Annotated in this window: 21 protein-coding genes; 17 read left to right on the forward strand and 4 right to left on the reverse strand. The window is 62.6% G+C overall.

Annotation, left to right across the window (positions count from 1 at the left end):
* Positions 1-33: 33 nt before the first annotated feature.
* The 3 genes from DQ397_RS00190 to DQ397_RS00200 form a co-directional block, all read right to left on the reverse strand.
* On the reverse strand, positions 34-975 hold the full coding sequence (locus DQ397_RS00190; RefSeq protein ID WP_043213222.1) for an AEC family transporter: 942 nt from the start codon (positions 973-975) through the stop codon (positions 34-36).
* 2,027 nt (positions 976-3,002) lie between these two features.
* A complete protein-coding gene (locus tag DQ397_RS00195) occupies positions 3,003-3,563 on the reverse strand; it encodes a response regulator transcription factor (protein WP_070093026.1) in 561 nt (186 codons plus the stop codon).
* A complete protein-coding gene (locus DQ397_RS00200; protein ID WP_070577091.1) occupies positions 3,560-4,819 on the reverse strand; it encodes an ATP-binding protein in 1,260 nt (419 codons plus the stop codon). The genes DQ397_RS00195 and DQ397_RS00200 overlap by 4 nt, the downstream gene beginning before the upstream one ends.
* A 198-nt stretch (positions 4,820-5,017) precedes the next feature.
* Here DQ397_RS00200 and DQ397_RS00205 point away from each other — a divergent pair, with 198 nt between their 5' ends.
* The 13 genes from DQ397_RS00205 (at position 5,018) to DQ397_RS00265 (ending at position 20,807) form a co-directional block, all read left to right on the forward strand.
* The gene (locus DQ397_RS00205) at positions 5,018-5,734 is read left to right on the forward strand and encodes an SIMPL domain-containing protein (protein ID WP_043208170.1); all 717 of its coding nucleotides are present in this window, start codon (positions 5,018-5,020) and stop codon (positions 5,732-5,734) included.
* 334 nt (positions 5,735-6,068) lie between these two features.
* Positions 6,069-7,694: an ABC transporter substrate-binding protein gene (locus DQ397_RS00210; protein ID WP_043208168.1), complete on the forward strand. Its 1,626-nt coding sequence runs from the start codon at positions 6,069-6,071 to the stop codon at positions 7,692-7,694.
* A 162-nt stretch (positions 7,695-7,856) separates the two neighbouring features.
* Positions 7,857-9,449 (forward strand): ABC transporter substrate-binding protein, encoded by a 1,593-nt coding sequence (locus DQ397_RS00215; protein WP_043208165.1) that lies wholly within the window; start codon positions 7,857-7,859, stop codon positions 9,447-9,449.
* A gap of 203 nt (positions 9,450-9,652) precedes the next feature.
* A complete protein-coding gene (locus tag DQ397_RS00220) occupies positions 9,653-11,029 on the forward strand; it encodes an OprD family porin (RefSeq protein ID WP_043208163.1) in 1,377 nt (458 codons plus the stop codon).
* A 65-nt stretch (positions 11,030-11,094) separates the two neighbouring features.
* Entirely contained in the window at positions 11,095-12,690 is a 1,596-nt protein-coding gene (locus DQ397_RS00225) for an ABC transporter substrate-binding protein (protein ID WP_043208161.1), read from the forward strand.
* 78 nt (positions 12,691-12,768) lie between these two features.
* On the forward strand, positions 12,769-13,779 hold the full coding sequence (locus tag DQ397_RS00230; protein WP_043208159.1) for an ABC transporter permease subunit: 1,011 nt from the start codon (positions 12,769-12,771) through the stop codon (positions 13,777-13,779).
* 10 nt (positions 13,780-13,789) lie between these two features.
* Complete coding sequence (locus DQ397_RS00235; protein ID WP_043208158.1) at positions 13,790-14,716, forward strand: ABC transporter permease subunit; 927 nt, start codon at positions 13,790-13,792, stop codon at positions 14,714-14,716.
* Between the two features lie 10 nt (positions 14,717-14,726).
* Positions 14,727-15,695: an ABC transporter ATP-binding protein gene (locus DQ397_RS00240; protein WP_043208155.1), complete on the forward strand. Its 969-nt coding sequence runs from the start codon at positions 14,727-14,729 to the stop codon at positions 15,693-15,695.
* The gene (locus DQ397_RS00245; RefSeq protein ID WP_043208153.1) at positions 15,695-16,663 is read left to right on the forward strand and encodes a peptide ABC transporter ATP-binding protein; all 969 of its coding nucleotides are present in this window, start codon (positions 15,695-15,697) and stop codon (positions 16,661-16,663) included. Before DQ397_RS00240 ends, DQ397_RS00245 begins: the two co-directional genes overlap by 1 nt.
* A gap of 352 nt (positions 16,664-17,015) precedes the next feature.
* Positions 17,016-17,825, forward strand: a complete 810-nt coding sequence (locus DQ397_RS00250) for a nuclear transport factor 2 family protein (RefSeq protein ID WP_043208151.1) — start codon at positions 17,016-17,018, stop codon at positions 17,823-17,825.
* Between the two features lie 64 nt (positions 17,826-17,889).
* A complete protein-coding gene (locus DQ397_RS00255) occupies positions 17,890-19,296 on the forward strand; it encodes an FAD-binding oxidoreductase (RefSeq protein WP_043208150.1) in 1,407 nt (468 codons plus the stop codon).
* A 33-nt stretch (positions 19,297-19,329) separates the two neighbouring features.
* Positions 19,330-19,671 carry a cupin domain-containing protein gene (locus tag DQ397_RS00260; protein ID WP_043208147.1) on the forward strand — a complete coding sequence of 114 codons (342 nt, stop codon included), beginning with the start codon at positions 19,330-19,332 and terminating at the stop codon, positions 19,669-19,671.
* Positions 19,672-19,727: 56 nt separating this feature from the next.
* On the forward strand, positions 19,728-20,807 hold the full coding sequence (locus tag DQ397_RS00265) for a polyamine ABC transporter substrate-binding protein (RefSeq protein WP_043208145.1): 1,080 nt from the start codon (positions 19,728-19,730) through the stop codon (positions 20,805-20,807).
* 95 nt (positions 20,808-20,902) lie between these two features.
* Here the strand turns inward: DQ397_RS00265 and DQ397_RS00270 are convergent, their stop codons facing one another.
* Positions 20,903-22,486 (reverse strand): peptide chain release factor 3, encoded by a 1,584-nt coding sequence (locus DQ397_RS00270; RefSeq protein WP_043208143.1) that lies wholly within the window; start codon positions 22,484-22,486, stop codon positions 20,903-20,905.
* A gap of 565 nt (positions 22,487-23,051) precedes the next feature.
* Here DQ397_RS00270 and DQ397_RS00275 point away from each other — a divergent pair.
* Genes DQ397_RS00275 through DQ397_RS00290 form a run of 4 tightly spaced genes read left to right on the forward strand, consistent with a single transcriptional unit; the run spans position 23,052 to position 26,497 of the window.
* Positions 23,052-23,765 carry an ABC transporter permease gene (locus tag DQ397_RS00275; RefSeq protein ID WP_043208139.1) on the forward strand — a complete coding sequence of 238 codons (714 nt, stop codon included), beginning with the start codon at positions 23,052-23,054 and terminating at the stop codon, positions 23,763-23,765.
* Between the two features lie 13 nt (positions 23,766-23,778).
* On the forward strand, positions 23,779-24,690 hold the full coding sequence (locus DQ397_RS00280; RefSeq protein WP_043208137.1) for a glycine betaine ABC transporter substrate-binding protein: 912 nt from the start codon (positions 23,779-23,781) through the stop codon (positions 24,688-24,690).
* Positions 24,687-25,340, forward strand: coding sequence for an ABC transporter permease (locus DQ397_RS00285; protein WP_043208136.1), 654 nt, complete (start codon positions 24,687-24,689; stop codon positions 25,338-25,340). The genes DQ397_RS00280 and DQ397_RS00285 overlap by 4 nt, the downstream gene beginning before the upstream one ends.
* The gene (locus tag DQ397_RS00290) at positions 25,337-26,497 is read left to right on the forward strand and encodes a betaine/proline/choline family ABC transporter ATP-binding protein (RefSeq protein ID WP_043208134.1); all 1,161 of its coding nucleotides are present in this window, start codon (positions 25,337-25,339) and stop codon (positions 26,495-26,497) included. The genes DQ397_RS00285 and DQ397_RS00290 overlap by 4 nt, the downstream gene beginning before the upstream one ends.
* Positions 26,498-26,536: the final 39 nt, after the last annotated feature.

The raw sequence follows: 26,536 nt of genomic DNA on the forward strand, positions 1-26,536 counted from the left end.
GCAGTGTTGTTGGTGTTGTTTGCAGTCAAGGATCTAGATCCATCCGCCCCACTGCAAGATGAAAATGCCAATATTGGTGGTGATCGCAGCAAGTAGCGTAGTAATCACGATGATCGAGGCTGCCAGCTCATGATTGCCATTGGCGGCCCGCGCCATCACATAGCTGGCAGCGGCGGTCGGGCTGCCGATATAGAGGAATAGGATGCCCAGTTCCGCTCCTCGAAAACCCCATAACCAGGCGCCCAGCGTGCCGAGCAATGGCAGCCAGACAACCTTGACCAGGCTGGCATCGATCGCCAGCCTGCCGCTGTCACGCAGCGCCGCGAGGGACAAGGTGCCACCGATGCAGATCAGTGCCAGCGGCAGGGTCATTTGCGCCAAGTAGTCGCTGGAGGTGAGCAACCAGTTGGGCAATGGAATCTGGGCGTAAGCCATGGGGGCGGCAAGCAGCACGCTGATGATCAGCGGGTTGCTCAGGATGCTCTTGCAGATGCTCCAGGGGTCGGACTTCAGGTCCGGGCTGTAGACCGCCAGGACCACTGCCGACAGGGAGTTGTACAAAAGGATTACCAACCCCGCGAGCACTGCCCCCAGGGAAATGCCGTAGTCACCGTACAGACTGGCCGCCAGGGCCAGGCCGATCACACCGTTGTTGCCGCGAAAGGCGCCCTGGGTGTAGATGCCCCGGTCGACAGGCGGACAGCGCCAGATGGCCAGGCCCCAGGCCATGGCGAAGCCTGCCAGGGTGGCGATGATGAAATAGACCAGTACTCCGGGCTTGACTGCGGTGGCGAGGTCGGCGTGATAGATACCCAGGAACAGTAAGGCTGGCATGCAGACATTGAAGACCAGGGTCGAGGCGACTTTGATGAAGCTGTCGTCGATCAGGCGGATGCGTTTGAGGAGCACGCCCATGAACAGCATGGCGAACACCGGGGCCGTGATGTTCAGCGTCTGGATGAGGAGGGCGAGCATTGCGGGTCCTGGGGGTTGCCGTTAGGGGGCTAATGATACGCGAGCGGTGGGAGTTGCGGGGAATTGGCGGTGATTTAGGAAGCTTCCTGCAAGTTGGGCTTGGGTTTGGGCTTTTTCTGTATGAATATCCGGTATTTGTGGTGGCGCCACCGGCGCTTTTCGCCTTTACGGCGACCTACTTTTGCTCTTGGGCAAAAGTAGGCAAAAACCGCTGGCTCCCACATACGGCCCCTGCGCTGCGCTCCGGGGTTCCCTCCGCTCCGGTGCCTTACGGGGCTCCGCGGCCTCCGGTTTGCTACGCAAACCTCCATCTCGCGACTTCGGCTCACGCCGAAGGGCGCTGCGCGCCTGCCCCTACAGACACCTCCACTCGGCCTCCTGAGGTCGCGATGGGTGGTGTCTGGACTATCGCGCATCAAAAGCAACGGCAACGGCAACGGCAACGGCAACGGCAACGGCAAACAAGTTAATTGTTTGGGTGTTAGTTCCGGCCTATTTGCGGGTAGGAGCGCCGAACCGCCGCTCCTGTAGGCACAACGCCGTTCTCAAGAGCGGCGGTGAGCCTGTGTGAGCGGCGGTTCGGCGCCCCGATCTACACGAGAATGGCCAAAAAGCACTCCACAAAACCACTCAATGAAACAACGCCAGCCCGGTGTTGGTGGGGGCGCCACCGGCGCTTTTCGCCTTTACGGCGACCTACTTTTGCTCTTGGGCAAAAGTAGGCAAAAACCGCTGGCTCCCACATGCGGCCCCTGCGCTGCGCTCCGGGGTTCCCTCCGCTCCGGTGCCTTTCGGGGCTTCGCGGCCTCCGGTTTGCTGCGCAAACCTCCATCTCGCGACTTCGGCTCAAGCCGAAGGGCGCTGCGCGCCTGCCCCTACAGACACCTCCACTCGGCCTCCTGAGGTCGCGATGGGTGGTGTCTGGACTATCGCGCATCAAAAGCAACGGCAACGGCAACGGCAAACAAGTTAATTGTTTGGGTGTTTGTTCCGGCCTATTTGCGGGTAGGAGCGGCGGTTCGGCGCCCCGGTTTACCCGCGAATGGCCCAAAAGCTCACCACAAAAACCATTGAATAAAACAACGCCAGTCCAGGCGCCGCCCGTAACTTGCGCCCCATCAGCAGGCCGAGCGGAGGTGTCTGTAGGGGCAGGCGCGCAGCGCCCTTCGGCGTAGCCGAAGTCGCGAGATGGAGGCTGGCGTAGCCAGCCGGAGGCCGCGAGGCCCCGTAAGACACCGCAGCGAGGGAACCCGGTGCGAAGCGCCGGGCCGGATGCAGGGGCGCGCGGCTTTTGGTTACTTTTGGCCAAGACCAAAAGTGACCCGCCGTAAAGGCGGAAAGGTGACCTCCATCTCGCGACTTCGGCTCACGCCGAAGGGCGCTGCGCGCCTGCCCCTACAGACACCTCCACTCGGCCTCCTGAGGTCGCGATGGGTGGTGTCTGGACTATCGCGCATCAAAAGCAACGGCAACGGCAACGGCAACGGCAACGGCAACGGCAAACAAGTTAATTGTTTGGGTGTTAGTTCCGGCCTATTTGCGGGTAGGAGCGCCGAACCGCCGCTCCTGTAGGCACAACGCCGTTCTCAAGAGCGGCGGTGAGCCTGTGTGAGCGGCGGTTCGGCGCCCCGATCTACCCGCGAATGGCCCAAAAGCACTCCACAAAACCACTCAATGAAACAACGCCAGCCCAGGCGCCGCCCGTAGCTTGCGCCCCATCAGCAGGCCGAGCGGAGGTGTCTGTAGGGGCAGGCGCGCAGCGCCCTTCGGCGTAGCCGAAGTCGCGAGATGGAGGCTGGCGTAGCCAGCCGGAGGCCGCGAGGCCCCGTAAGACACCGCAGCGAGGGGACCCGGTGCGAAGCGCCGGGCCGGATGCAGGGGCGCGCGGCTTTTGGTTACTTTTGGCCAAGACCAAAAGTGACCCGCCGTAAGGGCGGAAAGGTGAATCAGCGTCGACAAATCAAACGGATAAGCCCACAAACCTCAAAACCCACAACCACAAACCACAAACCACAAACCACAAAGCCTCACCGCCGCACAGGCCGCTTCTGCAACTTACGCTGCAACGTGCGCCGATGCATCCCAAGGGCCCGCGCCGTCGCGGATATGTTCCCGTCATGCTCGGCCAACACCCGCTGGATATGCTCCCACTGCAGGCGATCCACCGACATCGGGTTCTCCGGCACCAGCGAATCCAGATCCGCATGCTCGGACAACAGCGCCGCCAACACATCATCGGCGTCCGCCGGCTTGCACAGGTAGTTGCAGGCACCGCGCTTGATAGCCTCAACCGCGGTGGCGATGCTCGAATAACCCGTCAGGATCAACACCCGCATTTCAGGGTCCAGCTCCAGCAGCTTGGGCAGCAGCGCCAGCCCGGAATCGCCGTCCATCTTGAGGTCTAGGGTCGCGTAATCAGGCACGTCCTGCTTGGCCAGCACCAACCCCTCCTCGGCCGAGGAGGCGGTGCTCACGCGGAAACCGCGACGGCTCATGGCGCGCGCCATGACGCGGGTGAAGGTGGCGTCGTCGTCCACCAGCAACAAGTGCGGCAGCTCTTCGCCTTCGACCAGGTTTTCTTCGCTCATCGTTCATCTCCTCGCTTGCCATGGGGCAGGCGCAGCTCGGTGAGGGTGCCGCCCTGTTCATGACTATAGAGTTTCACCGAGCCGCCAGCACGGGTCACGCTGGCCTTGCTCAGGAACAGGCCCAGGCCGAAGCCTTTGCCCTTGGTGGTAAAGAAGGGTTTACCGATCGCCTCGGCGATGGCGACGGGAACGCCAGGGCCGTGATCGCGGATCGTGATGATGATGTCCTGGGCGTTCCAGTCCAGGCGCACTTCCAGATCCTCGGGGCAGGCATCGGCGGCGTTGTTAAGCAGATTGAGCAAGGCCTGGGTCAAGTCCGGGGGGGGCGTCAGACGCGGAACCTGGCCATCGCGCAGGCGCTGGAAGCGGTAGGTGGCCTCCGGGCGCATCAGGTGCCAGCGGTTGAGCGCTTCATCCAGCCAGGCGGTCACCTCCTGCTCGACCACGCTCAGACGACGGTTGGCTTCGGCGGCGCGGACCAGTTGCTGCAAGGTCTCCTTGCACAGCTTGACCTGGTCCTGAAGGATCTCCAGGTCTTCCTGCAATTGCGGGTCTGTGTGGTCCTGACGCATTTCATTGAGCAGCACGCTCATGGTCGCCAGAGGCGTGCCCAGTTCATGGGCGGCCCCGGCGGCCTGGGTGGCCACGGCGAGCAGTTGCTCGTCTCGAAGGCTCTCCTCGCGGCGATCGGCGCGCAGTTTCTCCTGGCGACGAAGCTCTTCGGCCATGCGTGCGGCGAAGAACGTGATCACGCCGGCCGCCAAGGCGATGCTCAACCACATGCCATAGACCTGCATCTTTTCCCGGGCCATGGGCAGGGTCTCGAGCGGGTAGAACTGCACCAGCAGCAGGCTATAGGCCACCAGAGCAATGCCAGACAGCACCAGCGAATAGATCCATGGCAAGGTCACCGCGGCGATCGCCAGAGGTACCAGGTAGTAGGAAACGAACGGGTTGGTCGAGCCGCCGGAGTAGTACAGCAAGGCACTGTGGATCAGCAGGTCACAGGCCAGCTGCAGGGCATACTCGAGTTCGGTGACCGGCAACGACAAGCGCAGGCGCAAGGCGGTGAAGGCACACAGCAACGACGACAGGGCCAGTGTGATGGCCAGCGACAGCCAGGGCAGCGGGACCAGTTCGGTCCAGTAGGCCACGCCAACGGAGCCAGCCTGGGCGGCCAGGACCAGGATACGAATGAAGGTCAGACGCCAGAGGTTCTGGCGCGTAGCGGACAGCGGATGTGCGGCAGCGAGCATGAGCTCTCCTGATGAGTGCTCCAGGAAAATCGACCGGAGTATACCGAAGCCAGGCGCCCCGCTGCAGCGATGCGGCAAAGCGCCACACTTTGTCACAGGTTAATGATGGCATTTAGGAACCCACTACACTGTTCCCGGTCTGATGGGCCATGCGCGGGATGGACAATGCCCGCGCCTTTATTTGCCAAGGAGTCCTACATGCACATCCCCCGTCGTGGCACCGCGCTGATCCTGTCCTGTGGCCTGCTGGCCAGCCTGCCGGCGTTGGCGGACGATGCGCCGCGCTACAACCAGGTATCGCTGCGCGCCGAAGTCACCAAGGAAGTGGCGCGCGACTTGATGGTCGTAACCCTGTACAGCGAAGCCCAGAACAACGACCCAGGCAAGCTGGCCAAGGAAATCACCGAGACCATGAACAAAGCCGTGCAGCAGGCACGCCAGGTCAAGGACGTGAAGATCAGCCAGGGCAGCCGCAACAGCTACCCGGTCTATGACAGCAAAGGCCAGAAGATCACTGGCTGGCGCGAACGCGCCGAACTGCGCCTGGAAAGCGCCGACTTCCCAGCCCTGTCCAAACTCACCGGGGAACTGCTCCAAGACCTGAAAATGGGCGGCATGGACTTCTCCATCGCCCAAGCCACCCGCAAGAGCAACGAGGACGCCCTGCTCAAGGAGGCCGTCGACGCCTTCAAGGCACGCGCCCAGTTGGCCACCGAAGCCCTCGGCGGCAAAGGCTACAAAGTGGTCAGCCTGAACCTCAACAGCAGCGGCTACCCACGCCCCTACCTGCGCAGCGCGCCGATGGCCATGAAGGCCATGGCAGCCGATGAAGCCGCTCCCGCGCCGGACATCGAAGCCGGTACCAGCGAAGTCAGCATGAACGCCGATGGCCTGATCGAAGTCCAGATGCCCTGATCGACCTCAGTGAACCGAAGCGACGGGTGCAATGCCCGTCGCTTTGATGTCATTTCCAGAACTGACAGTTTCAAAGCCTCATTCCTACAGCGCTATAGCTGCTTTCCTATTGACTTCAAAGTTGAAAAAGATCTGGCAAATTGCCTGCAAAAAACCAGCGCAAACGTTCAACTTTCATGAAAATTACATGGATGCGACATCCATGTACGTTAGTCCCACAATTTTGACGTCAACTATCCCTCTGCCTGTTGCATTGGCGATCTACCCTGCATAAGTATCCGCAGGTCGGCTCACGAGGCCGCCTCAATCGAAAAATGACAACAATGAGGCCACCATGCTCAAACACGCAGTCATTCCGTTCCTGGTCAGCGCAGGCTTGCTCGCCAGCGCACCCTCCGCGCTAGCCGCGACCAACCTGGTGTTCTGCTCCGAAGGCAGCCCCGCAGGCTTCGACCCGGGCCAATACACCACAGGAACCGACTTCGACGCCTCGGCCGAAACCGTCTTCAATCGCCTCACCCAGTTCGAGCGCGGCGGCACCGCGGTCATTCCGGGGCTGGCAACCAAGTGGGACGTCTCCGACGACGGCAAGACCTACACCTTCCACCTGCGTGAAGGCGTCAAGTTCCACACCACCGACTTCTTCAAGCCGACCCGCGAGTTCAACGCCGACGACGTGCTGTTCACCTTCAACCGCATGCTCGACAAGAACCATCCGTTCCGCAAAGCCTACCCCACCGAATTCCCCTACTTCACCGACATGGGCATGGACAAGAACATCGCCCGTCTCGAAAAGGTCGACGATCACACCGTACGCTTCACCCTCAACGAGGTGGACGCCGCCTTCATCCAGAACCTGGCCATGAGCTTCGCCTCGATCCAGTCCGCCGAGTACGCCGACCAGTTGCTCAAGCAGGGCAAGGCCGCCGACATCAACCAGAAACCGATCGGCACCGGCCCGTTCGTGTTCAGCAAGTACCAGAAGGACGCCCAGATCCGTTTCAAGGGCAACAAGGACTACTGGAACCCCGATGACGTGAAGATCGACAACCTGATCTTCGCCATCAGTACCGACGCCTCGGTACGCATGCAGAAGCTCAAGAAGAACGAGTGCCAGGTCACTCTGTTCCCACGCCCTGCCGACATCGAGCCGCTGAAGAAAGATCCGAAACTTCAAATGCCTGAACAGGCCGGCTTCAACCTTGGCTACATCGCCTACAACGTGATGGACAAGATCAAGGGCAGCAACGAAGCCAACCCCCTGTCCCAGCTGAAGGTTCGCCAGGCACTGGACATGGCGGTGAACAAGCAGCAGATCATCGAATCGGTGTACCAGGGCGCAGGCCAACTGGCGGTCAACGCCATGCCGCCGACGCAGTGGTCCTACGACACCTCCATCAAGGATGCCAAGTACGACCCGGAGAAAGCCAAGCAACTGCTCAAGGAAGCCGGCATCAAGGAAGGCACCGAGATCACCCTGTGGGCCATGCCCGTGCAGCGCCCCTACAACCCCAACGCTAAGTTGATGGCCGAAATGCTCCAGTCCGACTGGGCCAAGATCGGCATCAAGGCCAAGATCGTCAGCTACGAGTGGGGCGAGTACATCAAGCGTTCCAAAGGCGGCGAGCAAGGCGCCATGCTGATCGGCTGGAGCGGCGACAACGGTGACCCCGACAACTGGCTGGGTACCCTCTACGGCTGCGATGCCATGGATGGGAACAACTTCTCCAAGTGGTGCTACAAGCCCTACGACGACCTGATCAAGCAGGCCAAGGCCACTTCCGACCAGGCCAAGCGCACCGAGCTGTATCAAAAAGCGCAACACATCCTCAAGGAGCAAGTGCCGATCACGCCGATCGCTCACTCCACTGTCTATCAGCCGATGAGCGACAAGGTGAAGGACTTCAAGATCAGCCCGTTCGGCCTGAACTCCTTCTACGGCGTCAGCGTGGAGAAATAGGGCCAGCCCCTGCGCCGTGGGCCTGAGCGCCCACGGTGACATTCCGCGCCACGAGCGCCCCCCAGAAACAAGCGCCCTCCCGATGCCACCCGCAGCGGGATCGGATTCCTGTTGCCGCGATTCCTACAAGGTTGCGGCACGACAGATGCAAAAGGACTAGCCATGCGCCCCATCACTCTCCTCGGCACCCTGCTCGGCCTCGGCCTGATGACCCAGGCCCCCGACCTGCTCGCCAAGAACCTGGTGTTCTGTTCCGAAGGCAGCCCGGCCGGCTTCGACACCGCCCAGTACACCAGCGCTACCGACAACGATGCCGCCGAGCCGATCTACAACCGCCTGGTCGAATTCGAGCGAGGCGGCACTGCCGTGCATCCGGCGCTGGCGACCTTCTGGGAGATCTCCGAGGATGGCATGCGCTACACCTTCCACCTGCGCGAAGGCGTCAAGTTCCATGGCAACAAGGACTTCACGCCAAGCCGTGATTTCAGCGCCGACGACGTGCTGTTCACCTTCAATCGCATGCTCGACAAACGACACCCCTTCCGCAAGGCCTACCCCACCGAGTTCCCGTACTTCGTCAGCATGGGGCTGGACAAGAACATCGCCAAGGTCGAAAAGACCGACCCGCTGACGGTGGTGTTCACCCTCAACAGTGTCGATGCCGCGTTCATCCAGAACCTCGCCATGAGCTTCGCCTCGATCCTCTCCGCCGAATACGCCGACCACCTGCTGGCCGAAGGTCGCGCCAGCGACATCAACCAAAAGCCGATCGGCACCGGCCCGTTCGTGTTCCAGCGTTACCAGAAGGATTCGCAGATTCGCTACAAGGGCAACCCGGCCTATTGGGCGCCGGAGCAGGTCAAGCTCGACAACTTGGTGTTCTCCATCAACATCGACCCTTCGGTACGCATCCAGAAACTCCGCCGCAACGAATGCCAGGTCACCTTGCATCCCCGCCCCGCCGACCTGCCGGCGATCAAGGCCGACAGCAAGCTGAGCGTGCTGCACAAGCCGGGCTTCAACCTTGGCTATATCGCCTACAACACCCAGCATCCGCCCTTCGATCGCCTCGAGGTACGCCAGGCCATGGACATGGCCGTGAACAAGCAGGCGATCATCCAGGCCGTGTACCAAGACTCCGGCCAGGCGGCGGTCAACGCCATGCCGCCGACTCAGTGGTCCTATGACAAAACCATCAAGGACGCAGGTTTCAACCCGGCCAAAGCCCGCGAACTGCTCCAGGCCGCCGGCGTCAAGGAGGGCACCGAAGTGACCCTGTGGGCCATGCCGGTACAGCGGCCCTACAACCCCAATGCCAAGCTGATGGCCGAGATGCTCCAAGCCGACTGGGCCAAGGTCGGCATCAAGGCCAGGATCGTCAGTTACGAATGGGGGGAATACCTCAAGCGCATGAAAAACGGCGAGCACGACATCGCCCTGATCGGTTGGACCGGCGACAACGGCGACCCGGACAACTGGCTGGGGACTCTGTACAGCTGCGATGCCATCGGCAGCAACAACTACTCCCTGTGGTGCGACCGAGAGTACGACACGCTAGTCAAGCAGGCCAAGCAGGTCACCGACCGCGAACAGCGCACCCGGCTCTATCAGCAAGCCCAGCAACGTCTCAAGCAACAGGTGCCGATCACCCCGGTGGCCCACTCCACGGTCAACCAGCCGATCAGCGCCAAGGTCAAGGACTTTCGCGTCAGCCCCTTTGGACGCAACGACTTTTCCGGTGTGAGTGTTGACTGATTAGCCCCTCTCTTCGCGAGTAAACCCGCTCCCGCACTGATCACCGCCCCTGCGGCAGCGGGTTTATCCATGAACAGACCGGCACCGCCAGCACAACGCCCCCGACTCTGCCCGGCGATCCCGCGGCACCCCTGGCAACACCGCAGCAAAACCCCAAGCCCACAAGGCGCGGGAATAACTAGAAATAGAAAGGGAGCTTCACCTTGAGACGTACAACCTTTACCGCACTGGCCCTGTCGTTAGGCGCATTGTCCGCCACAGCCCAGGCCGAACCCGTCAGCCAGGACTTCGTCCCGGTCACCCTCAAATCCAGCAGCGAGCAGGCCGAAGCCACAGGCTTTCTCGAAGGCCAGAGCCTGACCGGCAGCACGCGCAACTGGTACGCCCGCGAACGCGCCACCCGCGCACCGCTGTTCAGGTACTACAAGAGCGACGGCACTCTGCACCGGACTCACAGCCGTGACAACTGGGTGCAGGGCACCATCCTGAATTACAGCTCAGGCTTCACCCAAGGCACCGTGGGCTTCGCTGTCGAAGCCGCCGGCTACAACGCCATCGCCCTCGAGCGTGGCCGCGCCGCGGTGGCCGGGCCGAACAACCGCACGCTGACCCACAGCGATGGCGACGTGATCGGCCAGTGGAGCAAGATGGGCTTGGGCAACGTCAAGGCACGGGTATCCAACAGTACCCTTACCGTGGGCCGTCAGTCGGTGGACACGCCGATGATTTCCTACATCGGCAACCGCGCGTTGCCGTCGAGCTTCCAGGGTGCATTCCTGCACAGCGCCGAATTCGACAACCTGTCGTTCGACCTGGGCACCTTCGACCGCGTCTCGCCCCGTACCGAGCAGAGCTTGAGCAAGTTCCGCAGCGAGTATGGCAATGGCGTGGAAACCGACCGTGCCAGCACAGCCGGGGTCAACTACCAGCCGTTCAAGAGCCTCTCCACCAGCCTCTACGCCACCAAGGTCGACGACTTCTGGAACCAGTACTATTTCGGCGCCAACCACGTGCTGGGCGACAGCGCGGTGCTGAGCCTGACCACGGGCCTGAACTACTACAAGACCGTGGATACCGGCAGCAAGAAGATGGGCGAGATCGACAACGACACCTACAGCCTGTCGTTCGGCCTCACCCATCAGGCCCACACGCTCAGCGCCTCCTGGCAACAGGTCAACGGCAACGAGTACTTCGACTACCTGCACGAAACCAACGGCATCTACCTGGCCAACTCGCTGCTGTCGGACTTCAACGGCCCCAACGAGAAGTCCCTGCAGATCTCCTACGTGCTGAACATGGCCCCCTATGGCGTGCCGGGCTTGAAGTTCAACGTCTACAACGCCCGTGGCTGGGGTATCGACGGCACCCACTACCGGGGCGATGCCTACGACGTCAAAGGCATGGATGGCGAGACCCACTACGAGTGGGGCATCGGTACCAGCTACGCCGTGCAGAGCGGTCCGCTGAAAGACACCAGCATCCGCGCCACCTACACCGCGCACCGCGCCAGCAAAGCCCAGGCCGACGGTAGCCTGGACGAGCTGCGTATCGTCACCACCATTCCATTCAACATCCTCTGACCCCCGCGCCGGCCCGCCTTGTGCGGGCCGAAGCGCTACGCTGGAACAATCTGCAGGGAGGTTTCATGACATCGCTACCATTACGTGCCGCCCTGGCGGCCGTCCTTCTCGGCGCCGCGACCCAGCTCGCGGCCAAGCCGTTGGTGGTGTGCACCGAGGCGAGCCCGGAAGGCTTCGACATCGTCCAGTACACCACCGCGGTCACCGCCGACGCCTCGGCCGAGACGCTCTTCAATCGCCTGGTCGACTTCAAGCCCGGTACCACCGATATCCAGCCGGCGCTGGCCAAAAGCTGGGACATCAGCCCGGACGGGCTGACCTACACCTTCCACCTGCGCGAAGGCGTCAAGTTCCACACCACCCCGTACTTCAAACCCACACGCGACTTCAATGCCGATGACGTGCTTTGGAGCCTCAACCGCCAGCTTGACCCGAAGCATCCCTGGCACGACAAGACCAGCGTCGGCTATCCCTACTTCGAGAGCATGGCCTTCAAGGACTTGCTCAAGTCGGTAAGCAAGACCGACGACCACACCGTGGTGATCACCCTGACCCGTCCGGAAGCCCCCTTCCTGCGCGACATGGCCATGGCCTTCACCTCGATCTACTCCGCCGAGTACGGCGACCAGTTGCTCAAGGCCGGCAAGACTGGCGAGCTCAACAGCAAGCCGATCGGCACCGGGCCGTTCATCTTCCAGCGCTACAACAAGGACGCCCAGGTTCGCTACAAGCCCAACCCGGATTACTTCCGGGGCAAACCACCGGCAGACGCGTTGATCTTCGCCATCGCCACCGACAGCAACGTGCGTCTGCAAAAGCTGCGTGCCAACGAGTGTCAGATCGCCCTGTATCCAAAGCCGGACGACGTGCCGGCGATCAAGGCCGATCCGAAACTCAAGGTTGCCGAGATCGAGGCACTGGTCACCGGTTACATCGCCATGAACACAGAGCACAAGTACCTGAATGACGTACGGGTGCGCAAAGCCCTCAATATGGCCTTCGACCGTCAGCATCACATTGACCAGCTGTTCGGCAAAGGCAACGCGACCGAGGCGGTCAATCCGTACCCGCATACCATGCTGGGCAACAACGTGACGATCCAGAATCCGCCACGCGACCTGGACAAGGCCCGAGCGCTGTTGAAGGAAGCTGGCGTGCCGGAGGGGACCGTGATGAGCCTCTTCACCCGCAACGGTGGCGGGCCGACCAACCCCAACCCGCGGCTGTCCGCCGAGATGCTCCAGGCGGATCTGGCCCAGATCGGCATCAAGCTGGACATCCGGGTGATGGAATGGGCCGAAATGCTGCGCCGTGCCAAAGCCGGTGAAGCCGACCTGGTGTCTGCCGGCTGGGCCAGCGACAACGGTGACCCGGACAACTTCCTCGGCCCGTTGCTCAGCTGCGAGGCTGCAAAGAACGGTGAGAACTACGCCCGCTGGTGCAACAAGACGTTCCAGGATCTGATCACCCGCGCACGCACGATCACCAAGGATGAAGAGCGCGGATGGGTCTATGCCGAGGCCATGAGGGTGTACGATGACGACCAACCCTGGATCAACATGGCCCATCCCAAGATGTTCACCGCCATGCGTGACAACGTGGAGGGTTACGTGATCAACCCTCTGACCAACAACAACTTCGCCACCACCAAGGTGAAGTAACACAACAACAACGACCGCCGGCGACCCACACGGGAACCGGCGGCACCGCCTGACCGGCTTAATGAGGTACACCCGACGATGTTGAGTTTTATTGCCCGGCGCCTCGGCTTGCTGATTCCGACCTTCTTCGGCATCACCCTGCTGACCTTCGCGCTCATACGCCTGATCCCCGGCGACCCGGTGGAAGTGATGATGGGCGAACGCAGGGTCGACCCTGAAATGCACGCCCAGGCCATGGAGCGCCTGGGCCTGAACAAACCGCTGCCGGTGCAGTACGTGGATTACATCGGCAAGCTGGCCCAGGGCGACCTGGGCGAGTCCCTGCGCACGCGTGAGAGCGTGTGGAACGAATTTCTCACCCTGTTCCCCGCCACCCTCGAACTGGCCTTCGCCGCCTTGCTGTTCGCTGGCATCGTTGGCTTGTTGGCCGGGGTGATCGCCGCGCTCAAGCGCGGCTCGCTGTTCGACCACGGGGTCATGGGCGTCTCGCTGGCGGGCTACTCCATGCCGATTTTCTGGTGGGGCCTGATCCTGATCATGTTCTTCTCGGTGAGCCTTGGCTGGACGCCGGTCTCAGGGCGGATCGACCTGCTCTACGACATCGAGCCGAAAACCGGCTTCATGTTGATCGACACATTGCTCAGCGACGAGGAAGGCGCGTTCAAGGACGCCGTCATGCACCTGATCCTGCCGGCCATCGTGCTGGGCACCATCCCCCTGGCAGTGATCGCCCGCATGACCCGCTCTTCAATGCTCGAAGTCCTGCGCGAAGACTACATCCGCACCGCCCGCGCCAAGGGCCTGTCGCCCAGCCGCGTGGTGTTCATCCACGGCCTGCGCAACGCACTGATCCCGGTGCTGACGGTGTTCGGCCTGCAGGTCGGCACCTTGCTCGCCGGTGCCGTGCTTACCGAAACCATCTTCTCCTGGCCGGGCATCGGCAAGTGGCTGATCGAAGCCATCGGCGCCCGTGACTACCCCGTGGTCCAGAACGGCATCCTGCTCATCGCCTGCCTGGTGATCCTGGTCAACTTCGTCGTGGACATCCTCTACGGCCTGGCCAACCCACGCATCCGTCATCAGCGCTGAGGCCCAAGCCATGACTAGCCCTATTCCAAAATCCGTCACACCGGCCAGCCCAGTGGACCAGAGCCTGCTCTACCCTTCCCCGTACAAGGAATTCTGGCAGGCGTTCTCGCGCAACAAAGGCGCCGTGGCCGGCCTTGCCTTCATGTGCCTGATCGTGTTCTGCGCACTGTTCGCCCCCTGGATCGCGCCGCACAACCCGAGCGAACAATACCGCGACTTCCTGCTCACCCCGCCGGTGTGGCTCGAAGGCGGTACCTGGCAGTTCATCCTCGGCACCGACGAGCTCGGCCGGGACCTGCTTTCACGCCTGATCCAGGGCGCGCGGCTGTCGCTGCTGATCGGCCTGTCGTCAGTGGTGATGTCGCTGATCCCTGGCATCCTGCTGGGCCTGCTGGCCGGATTCTTCCCGCAAATCCTCGGCCCTTCGATCATGCGCCTGATGGACGTGATGCTGGCGCTGCCATCGCTGCTGCTGGCCGTGGCCATCGTCGCCATCCTCGGCCCTGGCCTGATCAACACCGTGATCGCCATCGCCATCGTCTCGCTGCCCTCCTACGTACGCCTGACCCGCGCGGCGGTGATGGGCGAGCTGAACCGTGACTACGTCACCGCCGCACGTCTGGCCGGAGCCGGCCTGCCGCGCCTGATGTTCGTCACCGTGCTGCCCAACTGCATGGCGCCGCTGATCGTACAGGCCACCTTGAGCTTCTCCTCGGCGATCCTCGACGCCGCCGCCCTGGGTTTCCTGGGCCTGGGCGTGCAGCCGCCGACGCCCGAATGGGGCACCATGCTGGCCTCGGCCCGCGACTACATCGAGCGCGCCTGGTGGGTGGTGAGCCTGCCGGGCCTGACGATCCTGCTCAGTGTGTTGGCAATCAACCTGATGGGCGACGGCCTGCGCGATGCGCTGGACCCGAAACTCAAGAACGCCGCCTGAGGAGAACGCCATGTCACTGTTGCAGATCAACAACCTGAACGTGCGCTTCGGCGACGCCAACGCCGTACCCGTGGTGGACGGCCTGGACCTTGCGGTGGACGCCGGCGAAATCCTCGCCATCGTCGGCGAGTCCGGCTCCGGCAAGTCGGTGACCATGATGGCCCTGATGGGCCTGATCGACGCCCCCGGGCGCATCACCGCCGACGTGCTCAATTTCGACGGCACCGACATGCTCAAGCTGAGCGGCCGGCAACGGCGCAAGGTCGTGGGCAAGGACATCGCCATGGTCTTCCAGGACCCGATGACCGCCCTGAATCCCAGCTACACCGTGGGCTACCAGATCGAGGAAGTCCTGCGCCAGCACTTGGGCCTGAAGGGCAAGGCCGCTCGACAGCGGGCCCTGGAGCTGCTCAAGAAAGTCGAGATCCCGGCTGCCGAAAGCCGTCTGGACGCCTATCCCCACCAGCTCTCCGGCGGCATGAGCCAACGTGTGGCGATCGCCATGGCAATTGCCGGCGAACCTAAGCTGCTGATTGCCGACGAACCGACCACGGCGCTGGATGTGACCATCCAGGCGCAGATCATGGAACTGCTGGTGAACCTGCAGAAAGAGCGCAACATGGCGCTCATTCTCATCACTCACGACCTGGCCGTGGTGGCCGAGACCGCAAAGCGCGTATGCGTGATGTATGCCGGCCAAGCCGTGGAAGTGGGCCAGGTGCCGGAGCTGTTCGACGTCCCCGCTCACCCCTACAGCGAGGCCTTGCTGGCTGCCATCCCCGAGCACAGTATCGGGGCCGAGCGCCTGGCCACGCTGCCAGGCATCGTGCCAGGGCGTTACGACCGGCCCAAGGGCTGTCTGTTGTCGCCGCGCTGCCCCTACGTGCAGGAAAACTGCCGCCAGCAGCGTCCGCCCCTCGATCCCCAGGCCCATAGCCTGGTGCGTTGCTTCTATCCGCTGAACCAGGAGGTGGCGTGATGACCGTCGTCCTATCCGCCCGTGAGCTGACCCGCCATTACGAAGTCTCCCGCGGCCTGTTCAAGGGCCATGCGCTGGTGCGCGCCCTCAATGGCGTGTCATTCGAACTGGAGGCCGGCAAGACCCTTGCCGTGGTCGGCGAGTCCGGCTGCGGCAAGTCCACCCTGGCCCGAGCCCTGACGCTGATCGAGGAGCCGTCCTCCGGCTCCCTGCAGATCGCCGGAACGGAGGTCAAAGGCGCCAGCAAGGCTGAGCGCAAGCAACTGCGCCGCGACGTGCAGATGGTCTTCCAGAGCCCTTACGCCTCGCTCAACCCGCGGCAGAAGATCGGTGACCAACTCGCAGAACCCCTGCTGATCAACACCTCGCTGAGCAAGACCGAACGCCGCGAGAAAGTGCAGAAGATGATGGAGCAGGTCGGCCTGCGTCCGGAGCACTACCAGCGCTATCCGCACATGTTCTCCGGTGGCCAGCGCCAGCGCATCGCCCTGGCCCGGGCGATGATGCTGCAGCCGAAAGTACTGGTGGCCGACGAGCCGACGTCGGCCCTCGACGTGTCGATCCAGGCACAGGTGCTGAACCTGTTCATGGACCTGCAGAAGGAGTTCAACACCGCCTACGTGTTCATCTCCCACAACTTGGCGGTAGTGCGACACGTGGCCGACCAGGTGCTGGTGATGTACCTGGGACGACCGGCGGAGATGGGACCGAAGGAGGATATCTACGAGAAGCCCCTGCACCCTTATACCCAGGCGCTGCTGTCGGCGACTCCGGCGATTCACCCCGATCCACTCAAGCCGAAGATCCGTATCGCCGGTGAGCTGCCCAACCCACTCAATCCACCGGACGGCTGTGCGTTCCACAAGCGCTGCCCGTATGCCACCGAGCGCTGCGCCAAAGAAATACCAGCGTTGAGACAAGTGGGTACGCGGCAGGTGGCCTGCCACTACGCCGAGCAGTTTCTCTAGATCGGTCTAGACCTGTTCGCGGGTAAACCCGCTTCCACCAGGATCATCGCTCCCCCTGTGGAAGCGGGTTAGCCGTGAACAGGCCGCACAGTGGCCCTGTGCCTCAATGCATGAAGAACCAGATCAAAATGATCACCGGAATCGGCACCCCAATCATCCAAAGCAGTATCGAGCGCATGGCCTTTCTCCCGTTCGTTGGTGAAAAGACAGCTGCAGTGCCCATGCCAGCCTCACTGAAAAATCACCCTCAGCGTAATCAACGGCTTAGCCGACAAGCCGCTTGGCAACACCGTGCAATATGCCGGATCCGCAGCCTTGCGCCAGGGTGTTCTGCAATGCACTATCAGTGTCCATGACCGCCACTACCCTCCCCGACGGCCCCGAGCAAACCCCGCTCACCGCCGACACCGTGTTGCGCTACCACCTGTGCTGGAAGCACCGCGACCTCGACGGCGTCATGGCGCTGTACCACCCCGACATCCAATACCACGACTTCTTCCAGAACCGCGTGCTCGGCATCGATGAGCTGCGCGATTACGTTCGCGCCTCGCTGCCCCACCAGGTCGGCGAAGACATCGTACACAGCGACCGCATCCGCGTGGACGGCTGCACGGCATTCATCCAGTACGAAGTCACGGTCCAGGGTGGTGACGGATTGGTGGCGTTCCAGGCCAGCGAGGCGATCACCGTCAAGGATGGGCTGATCTGGCGTATCAACGAATACGCCACCTTGGTGCGTCGTGATGCCCAAGGCGCCCGCCGCGCCAACCCGCGTTCGGCCACCAGCCGCCTGGGCCTTTCACCGCGCCAGCTCTCCACCATGGCCCAGGACCTGGAGCACTACTTTCAGCGACAGCGCCCCTACCTTGACCCGGAGCTGGACCTGCAACAGGTCGCCGACCACAGCGGTTACAGCCGCAATCAGATTTCCTACCTGCTCAACCAGGTGCTCGGCCAAAGCTTCTACCGCTACGTCAACCAGGCCCGCCTGCAACATCTGTTGGCCAGCCTCGACGCCCAGCACGCGACAACCCCGGTCGACGATCTGGCCTTTGCCGCGGGTTTCAATTCGCTGTCGGCGTTTTATAAGTGCTTCCGCGAGCACACCGGTTTGTCGCCCAAGGCCTATGTGAAGCAGATTTCCCTGCGTGCACGCACGTAAGACAACCCTCCCCACACGCCACTAGGATCGCCCGCAGACCTTTACGGATGTGGAGCCGAACCCGATGCAAGCCTGGCGTACGATCAGCCTTTGGATGGACCAGCTCGAGGAGCCACTCTGCGCCCGCCCGGCCCTGGACCAGGACCTGGAGGTGGATGTATGCATCATCGGCGCCGGCTACACAGGCCTATGGACCGCCTATTACCTCAAGCGCCAGGCGCCACAACTGAACGTCGCGGTGATCGACGCCAATATCGCAGGTTACGGCGCCTCGGGTCGTAATGGCGGCTGGCTGATGGGCAACCTGCTGGGCGAGGACCGGATGCTCGCCACCCTCTCGCCCCAGCAACGCCGCGCCAGCACCGATTTGCTGCATGACATCCCCAACGAGGTCCACAGCGTCCTGCAACGCGAAGGCATCGACTGCGACTACCGCAAAGGCGGCGTGCTCTATTGCGCCGCCCGTTACCCGGAGCAGGAACGCAGTCTGCGTGCCTACCTGGATGACCTCTATCGCCAAGGCATGAATGAAGACGACTACCGCTGGCTGGGGCCTGAGGCGTTGAATGGCCAACTGCGGGTAAGCAATGCCTATGGCGCGATCTTCAGCCCGCATGTCGCTACCCTCCAGCCGGCCAAACTCGTGCGCGGCCTGGCCCGTGCGGTCGAACGCCTGGGCGTACCGATCTACGAGAACACCCCGGCCATCGACTGGCGAACCGGCGAGGTACGTACGCCCCAGGCGACGATCCGCAGCCAGTGGATCGTGCCAGCCGTGGAAGGCTACGCCGCCAGTCTGCCGCCGCTGGGACGTCATCAGTTGCCCGTGCAGAGCCTGCTGGTGGCCACCGAACCCCTGCCTGAATCGACCTGGGCACAGATCGGCCTGGATCAGGGCCAGGCCTTCAGCGAGGGCAGCCGCCAAGTCACCTATGGCCAACGCACCGCCGACAACCGCCTGGTATTCGGTGCCCGTGGCGGCTACCGCTTCGGCGGCCGGCTGCGGGAAGACTTCAGCCTTACCGACAGCGAGATCGCCCTGCGCCGCTACCTGTTCGGCGACCTGTTCCCACAGCTCAAGGACGTGCGCATCACCCATTCCTGGGGCGGCAACCTGGGCATGGCCCGGCGCTTCCACCCGCACATGCTGTGCGATCGCCAGCGCAGCATTGCGTTGTCGGGCGGCTATGGCGGCGAAGGCGTCGGCGCCACCAACCTGGGCGGACGCACCCTGGCTGCGCTGATACTCGGCCAGCACAACGCCCTGACCGCGCAGCCTTGGGTGTACGACAACCGCCCGCTGTCGAGCTTGGCCAGCTGGCCGCCCGAGCCCTGCCGCTGGCTGGGCTACAACGCGATCATCCGAAGCTTCGTGCACGAGGACCAGACCCTCGCCCAGCCCGGCAGCGCTCCTTGGCGAAGGCGCCTGGCCAGCACGCTTGCCGACTTCATGGAAGGCTTCATGCGCTGATTCAACCCAAACCAACACACAGGATCCAAGGTCATGAGCATCACCCAGTTCAAGCACACGGGCAGCGTCACCCTGGAAAGCACCAGTCCTGTCGCCGTCCCTCTCGGCGAGCCGGTCGCGGTCACCTCCGTGACCTGCGTCGAGCGCAACGACGGCGTCGAAACCGGCATCTGGGAGTGCACCCCGGGGCGCTGGCGGCGGCAGATCGTGCAGCAGGAGTTCTGCCATTTCATCAAGGGCCGCTGCACCTTCACCCCCGACGGTGGCGAGCCCTTGCTCATCGAAGCCGGCGACGCCCTGATGCTGCCGGCCAACAGCACCGGCACCTGGGATATCCAGGAAACAGTGCGCAAGACCTACGTTCTGATTTTCTGATCCGACGATCGCCTGCCGCCCTTCGATAACAACAAGCACAGCAAGGTATACCGGACATGCGCACCCTCCTGCTCGCCCCTCTGATGCTCGCCACCTGCGTGGCCAACGCCGCCGACTCGGTGAAGATCTACAACTGGTCCAGCTACATCGCCCCCGACACCCTCAAGCAGTTCCAGCAGGCCACCGGCATCCAGCCGACCTATGACGTGTTCGACAGCAACGAGACCCTCGACGGCAAGCTGATGACGGGCAACTCCGGCTACGACGTGGTGTTCCCCTCCAACCACTTCATGGCCCGGCAGATCCAGGGCAAAGCCCTCAAGCCGCTGGACAAGAGCCAGTTGCCCAACTGGCATAACCTCAACCCGGTGCTGCTCAAGGCGCTGGAGGTGAACGACCCGGGCAATCGCTATGGCTTCCCCTACCTCTGGGGCAGCACGGGCATTGGCTACAACATCGACAAGGTCAAGGCGGTACTGGGCGACAATGCGCCGGTGGATTCCTGGGACCTGATCTTCAAGCCCGAGAACATTTCCAAACTCAAAAGCTGCGGCGTTGCCGTGCTGGACAACGGCCCGGAGCTGCTACCGATCGCCCTGCACTACCTGGGCCTGCCGCACCACAGCCAGAACCCGGCCGATTACGACAAAGCCAAGGCGCTGTTGATGCAGGTGCGGCCGTACATCAGCTACTTCCACTCATCCAAGTACACCGGCGACCTGGCCAACGGCGATGTCTGCGTGGTGGTAGGTTTCTCGGGGGATGTGCTGCAGGCGAAGAACCGCGCCGAAGAGGCGAACAATGGGGTGAAGGTGGGCTACTCGATACCCAAGGAAGGGGCGCCGCTGTGGTTCGACATGGTCGCCATGCCCGCCGACGCACCGGACGAAAAAGCCGGCTACGCCTACATGAACTACCTGTTGCAGCCAGAGGTGATGGCCAATATCAGCGACTATGTGCAGTACGCCAACGGCAACTTGAAGGCAGACAGCCTGGTGGACCCGAAACTCAAGGCCAACAGCATGATCTACCCGAGTGACGAGGTGCTGGGCAAGCTGTATGCCCTGGAGGCGATGCCGGCGAAGATCGACCGCATCCGTACACGGATCTGGACCAGTATCAAAGCAGGCAACTGACAGTCGTCAGCGGCAAGCGGCAAGCGGCTAGAAGAACGGAGCCCGTTCAGGCTCGCGCCGCTTGAAGCTTGCTGCTGGTAGCTTGCCGCTGCTCCTTAGTGATGCTCGCGAGTGGCGCGGAACTTGATGTCCGGCCAGCGCTCTTCCATCAACGATAGGTTCACCCGGGTCGGCGCCAGGTAGGTCAGGTGACCGCCACCGTCGATGGCCAGGTTCTCCATGGCCTTGTTCTGGAATTCCTCGAGCTTCTTCTTGTCGTCGCAGCTGATCCAGCGCGCCGACCAGACGGTGATGGGCTCGTAGGCACATTCGACCTTGTACTCTTCCTTCAGGCGGCTGGCGACCACATCGAACTGCAGCACACCCACGGCGCCGAGGATGATGTCGTTGCTGCGCTCGGGGAAGAACACCTGGGTCGCGCCTTCTTCGGCCAGCTGTTGCAGGCCCTGGCGCAGTTGCTTGGACTTGAGCGGGTCCTTCAGGCGCACGCGGCGGAACAGTTCCGGGGCGAAGTGCGGAATACCCGTGAAGCCCAGCGCCTCGCCTTCGGTGAAGGTGTCGCCGATCTGGATGGTGCCATGGTTGTGCAGGCCGATGATGTCGCCGGCATAGGCTTCCTCGAGCTGTTCACGCTCGGAGGAGAAGAACGTCAGCGCATCGCCGATGCGCAGGTCCTTGCCCAGGCGCACGTGGCGCATCTTCATGCCTTTTTCGTACTTGCCCGAGCAGATCCGCATGAAGGCGATGCGGTCGCGGTGTTTCGGATCCATGTTCGCCTGGATCTTGAACACGAAGCCGGTGAACTTCTCTTCCACAGGCTCGACGGTACGCTCGTGCGCCACGCGGCCCAGCGGACGCGGTGCCCAATCGACAACTGCATCGAGCACATGGTCGACACCGAAGTTGCCAAGGGCGGTACCGAAGAACACCGGGGTCAGCTGACCGTTGATGAACTCGTCCTGGTTGAACTCATGGCAGGCGCCCTGCACCAGTTCCAGCTGCTCGACGAACGAATCGTACTGGTCGCCCAGGTGCGCACGGGCCTCGTCGGAGTCCAGCTTCTGGATGATCTTGGCTTCGGTGCGCTCATGACCATGACCCGGGGTATAGACCACGATGTAGTCGCCGGTGAGGTGGTACACACCCTTGAAGTCGCGGTAGCAACCGATCGGCCAGGTAATCGGCGCAGCCTTGATCTTCAGGACCGCCTCGATCTCGTCGAGCAGTTCGATCGGGTCGCGGATGTCACGGTCGAGTTTGTTGATGAAGCTAACGATCGGCGTGTCGCGCAGGCGGCAGACATCCATAAGGGCGATGGTCCGCGGCTCTACACCTTTACCGCCATCAAGCACCATCAGCGCCGAGTCGACCGCGGTCAGGGTGCGGTAGGTGTCTTCGGAGAAGTCCTCGTGGCCGGGGGTGTCGAGCAGGTTGATCATGTGCTCGCGGTAGGGGAACTGCATCACCGAGGTGGTGATGGAGATGCCGCGCTGCTTCTCCATTTCCATCCAGTCGGAGGTGGCGTGGCGGTCGGACTTGCGCGACTTCACGGTACCGGCGACGGCAATGGCCTTGCCCATCAGCAGGAGCTTCTCGGTGATGGTGGTCTTACCGGCGTCGGGGTGGGAAATGATGGCGAAAGTGCGGCGCTTCGCGACTTCGGCGGCCTGGTTGGTCATGGGAAATCGCCTGACTTGGGATCAAAAAGGGGCAATATCATACCTGAAGTCGGAGCAGGGCCAAAACCCGCCTGAGGCCATTGGGCATCAGCTTTGAATCTTGCGAGTCGCCGGTGTCGCAGAGAGCCTTCAAGCGTGACCGGTGCATGCCCAGCCATATGCGGTTCAAGCTCAAGTGTTCCGCCGAGAGCCTCGACTCAAGCGAATAACAAGAAAATTGCCCAGCCAAGTCGCCGTACGGCAAACCGCCGAATAGCAGGTACTTCAACGCCTCCACGTGCTATCCACGCTTTTTTATCGCGTGATTTTTCTGAAGAGCCAGTGATTAACACTGGCCAAACGCCTCTTCAGATGGGAACCTTTAACGCCTCGGAGACGTCCACTCCCCTGCAACCCGCCTCGGTTCAGGGCGTGTTTCATCTGCATTTCGGGCCCGACGGGGTTCGGCTCATGGCGTGACCGCCTGTCTTCAGTGCGTCACGCTGCTACTCGCGACCACACTGCCTGGCGCCAGGTATGGCGCCCGCCACGGGAGTGTGTTCGCCGACTGAAAAGGAGTCCGCCTGTGGCTGAACGCTATGGCAAAGGGCTGTTGGGATGGGCCGCCGTGCTCGTCATCCTGGCCCTGCTGGTCCACTGGATCGGCATCGATACCTTCGCGCGTTATCGCGAAGACCTTTGGTTCTATCTGCAAGCGCACCTGGTGCTGGTGCTGGCTTCGATGGCGGCGGCGTTAGCCGTGGGTATCCCCGCCGGCATTGCCTTGAGTCGACCGCACAGGGTCGACAAGGCCGAGCGCTTCATGCAGCTGTTCAACGTTGGCAACACCATCCCTCCCCTGGCCGTCCTGGCCATTGCCCTGAGTGTCCTGGGCATCGGCGCAGGCCCTGCGATCTTCGCCCTGTTCCTCGCCTCCCTCCTGCCCATCGTGCGCAACACCTACGAAGGCCTGAAGAACGTCCCCGCCTCACTCAAGGAAGCGGCCACCGGCATCGGCATGACCGCGCGCCAGCAACTTTGGCAGGTAGAGCTGCCCAACGCTGTGCCGATCATCGTCGGCGGTGTGCGCGTGGCCCTGGCGCTGAACGTGGGCACGGCCCCCCTGGCCTTCCTGATCGGCGCCAACAGCCTGGGCAGCCTGATCTTCCCCGGCATCGCCCTGAACAACCAGCCGCAACTGTTGCTGGGCGCAGCCTGCACGGCCTTGCTGGCACTGGCGCTCGATGCCTTGGTGAGCCTTTCCAGCAAGCGCTGGCTGGAACGCGGCCTGTCCCAATAAAAAGAGGGAACCAATGAACAAGAAAATCGCCTTGCTCCTGGGCGCGGCCATGCTATTCGCAGGGCTCTCCCAGGCCGCGGAAAAACCGCTGATTCGCATCGGCGCGCGGGTCTTCACCGAACAGACCGTGCTCGCTGAAATCACCGCCCAATACCTGCGCGCCAACGGCTACACCGTGCGCGTCACCGAAGGCCTGGGCAGCAACATTGCACGCCAGGCCCAGGAAACCGGCCAACTCGACCTGATGTGGGAATACACCGGGGTTTCGCTGGTCTCCTACAACCACATCGACGAACGCATGCCCAGCGCCGAGGCCACCTACGCCAGGGTCAAGGCACTGGACGCCGAGAAGGGCCTGGTCTGGCTAACCCCGTCGAAATTCAGCAACACCTATGCCCTGGGCCTGCCCCAAGCCGTGGCCAAGGCTTACCCGCAGCTCAACACCATCAGTCAGTTGCAGCGGGTGCTGCGCGACGAGCATGAGCGCAACCACCTGGTGGCACTGGACACCGAGTTCGCCAACCGGCCGGACGGCCTGGTGGGGCTGCGCGAGTTGTATGACCTGCCGCTCGACCGGCGCAACATTCGGCAGATGGACGGCGGCTTGGTCTATACCGCGATGCGCAATAACCAAGTCTTCGCCGGCCTGGTGTACACCACCGACGGGCGCCTGAACGCGTTCAACCTCAAGCTGCTCGAAGACGATAAACACTACTTCCCCGACTACACCGCCGCCCCGGTGGTGCGCCAACAGACGCTCGACGCCAACCCGCGCCTGGCCGACCTGCTCAAGCCTCTGGCCGAGCTGCTCGACGACCAGACCATGCGTGCACTCAACGCCAAGGTCGATGTCGAGCACCAGAGCCCGGCGACCGTGGCCGCGGCATTTCTGCGCGAGCACCCGATCAGCGAGGTACAGCCATGAACCTGCTCGATACGTTCACGCATCTGGACTGGTTCCAAGTGCTGCACCTGACCGGCCAGCACATCACCCTGGTGGGCGTGGCCGTGGGCCTGGCGATCTTGGTCGGGGTGCCCTTGGGGGTCTTGATGACCCGCTTCCCATCCTTGGCTGGCCCCCTGCAGGCCAGCGCCACGGTGCTGCTGACCGTCCCTTCGATCGCCCTGTTCGGCCTGCTGCTGCCGTTCTACTCCAAGTTCGGCCAGGGCCTGGGGCCATTGCCCGCGATCACGGCGGTATTCCTTTATTCGCTGCTGCCGATCATGCGTAACACCTACCTGGCCCTGACCAATGTCGAACCTGGCATCCGTGAAGCGGCGCGCGGCATCGGCATGACCTTCGGCCAGCGCCTGCGCATGGTCGAGTTGCCCATCGCGGTGCCGGTGATTCTCGCCGGCGTGCGCACCGCCGTGGTGATGAACATCGGCGTGATGACCATCGCCGCCACCATCGGCGCCGGCGGCCTGGGTGTACTCATCCTCACCTCCATCAGCCGCAGCGACATGTCCATGCTGCTGGTCGGCGCCGTGCTGGTCAGCCTGCTGGCGATCATCGCCGACCTGCTTCTGCAAACCCTGCAACGTGCCCTGACTCCGGAAGGACTGCGTCCATGATCGAACTGAAGAACCTCAGCAAGACCTTCAACGTCAACGGCAAGGACATCAAAGCCGTCGACGCGGTCAGCCTCACCGTCAACGAAGGCGAAATCTGCGTGTTTCTCGGCCCCTCGGGCTGCGGCAAGAGCACAACCCTGAAAATGATCAACCGCCTGATCACACCGACCAGCGGCCAGGTATTGATCAACGGCGAGGACACCAGCGCCCTAGACGAGGTGACCCTGCGCCGCCACATTGGCTACGTGATCCAGCAGATCGGCCTGTTCCCGAACATGACCATCGAGGAAAACATCACAGTCGTCCCGCGCTTGCTGGGCTGGGACAAGCAAAGATGTCACGAGCGCGCCCGCGAGCTGATGCACATGATCAAGCTCGAGCCCAAGCAGTACCTGCAGCGCTACCCGCGTGAACTTTCGGGCGGCCAGCAACAGCGGATCGGCGTGATCCGTGCCTTGGCCGCCGAGGCACCGGTGTTGCTGATGGATGAGCCTTTCGGCGCGGTCGACCCGATCAATCGCGAGATGATCCAGAACGAGTTCTTCGAGATGCAACGGGCGCTGAACAAGACCGTGATCATGGTCAGCCATGACATCGACGAGGCGATCAAGCTGGGCGACAAGATCGCCATCTTCCGCGCCGGCAAACTGCTGCAGCTCGACCACCCGGACACCTTGCTGGCCCATCCGGTGGATGACTTCGTGAGCAATTTCGTCGGCCAGGACAGCACCTTGAAGCGCCTGTTGCTGGTCCGTGCCGAGGATGCCGCAGACAACGCCCCGTCCCTGAGCCCCGAGACGCCCGTGAGCGATGCCCTGGAGCTGATGGACGAGCATGACCGCCGCTACGTGGTGGTCACCGATGCGCAGAACCGGGCGTTGGGATACGTGCGCAGACGCGACCTGCATCGCCAGCAAGGGAGCTGTGGCGATTTCCTGCGCCCGTTCAACGCCACCGCAGCCCACGACGAACACCTGCGCATCCTCCTGTCGCGGATGTATGAGTTCAATCGTGCCTGGTTGCCGGTGCTCGATGCCGAGCAGGTGTTCCTGGGCGAGGTGACCCAGGAGTCCATTGCGGCCTACCTGAGTTCGGGGCGTTCGCGTGGGGGCAAGACCAGTATCGTTTCGCCGGCAGAGGCGGTTGTCGCCCTCTAATAGGCGTGTCGGTTGTGCCGACCGCTTCGCGGGTAAACC

The organism is Pseudomonas sp. CK-NBRI-02, from assembly GCF_008124495.1.
Lineage (GTDB): Bacteria > Pseudomonadota > Gammaproteobacteria > Pseudomonadales > Pseudomonadaceae > Aquipseudomonas > Aquipseudomonas guariconensis.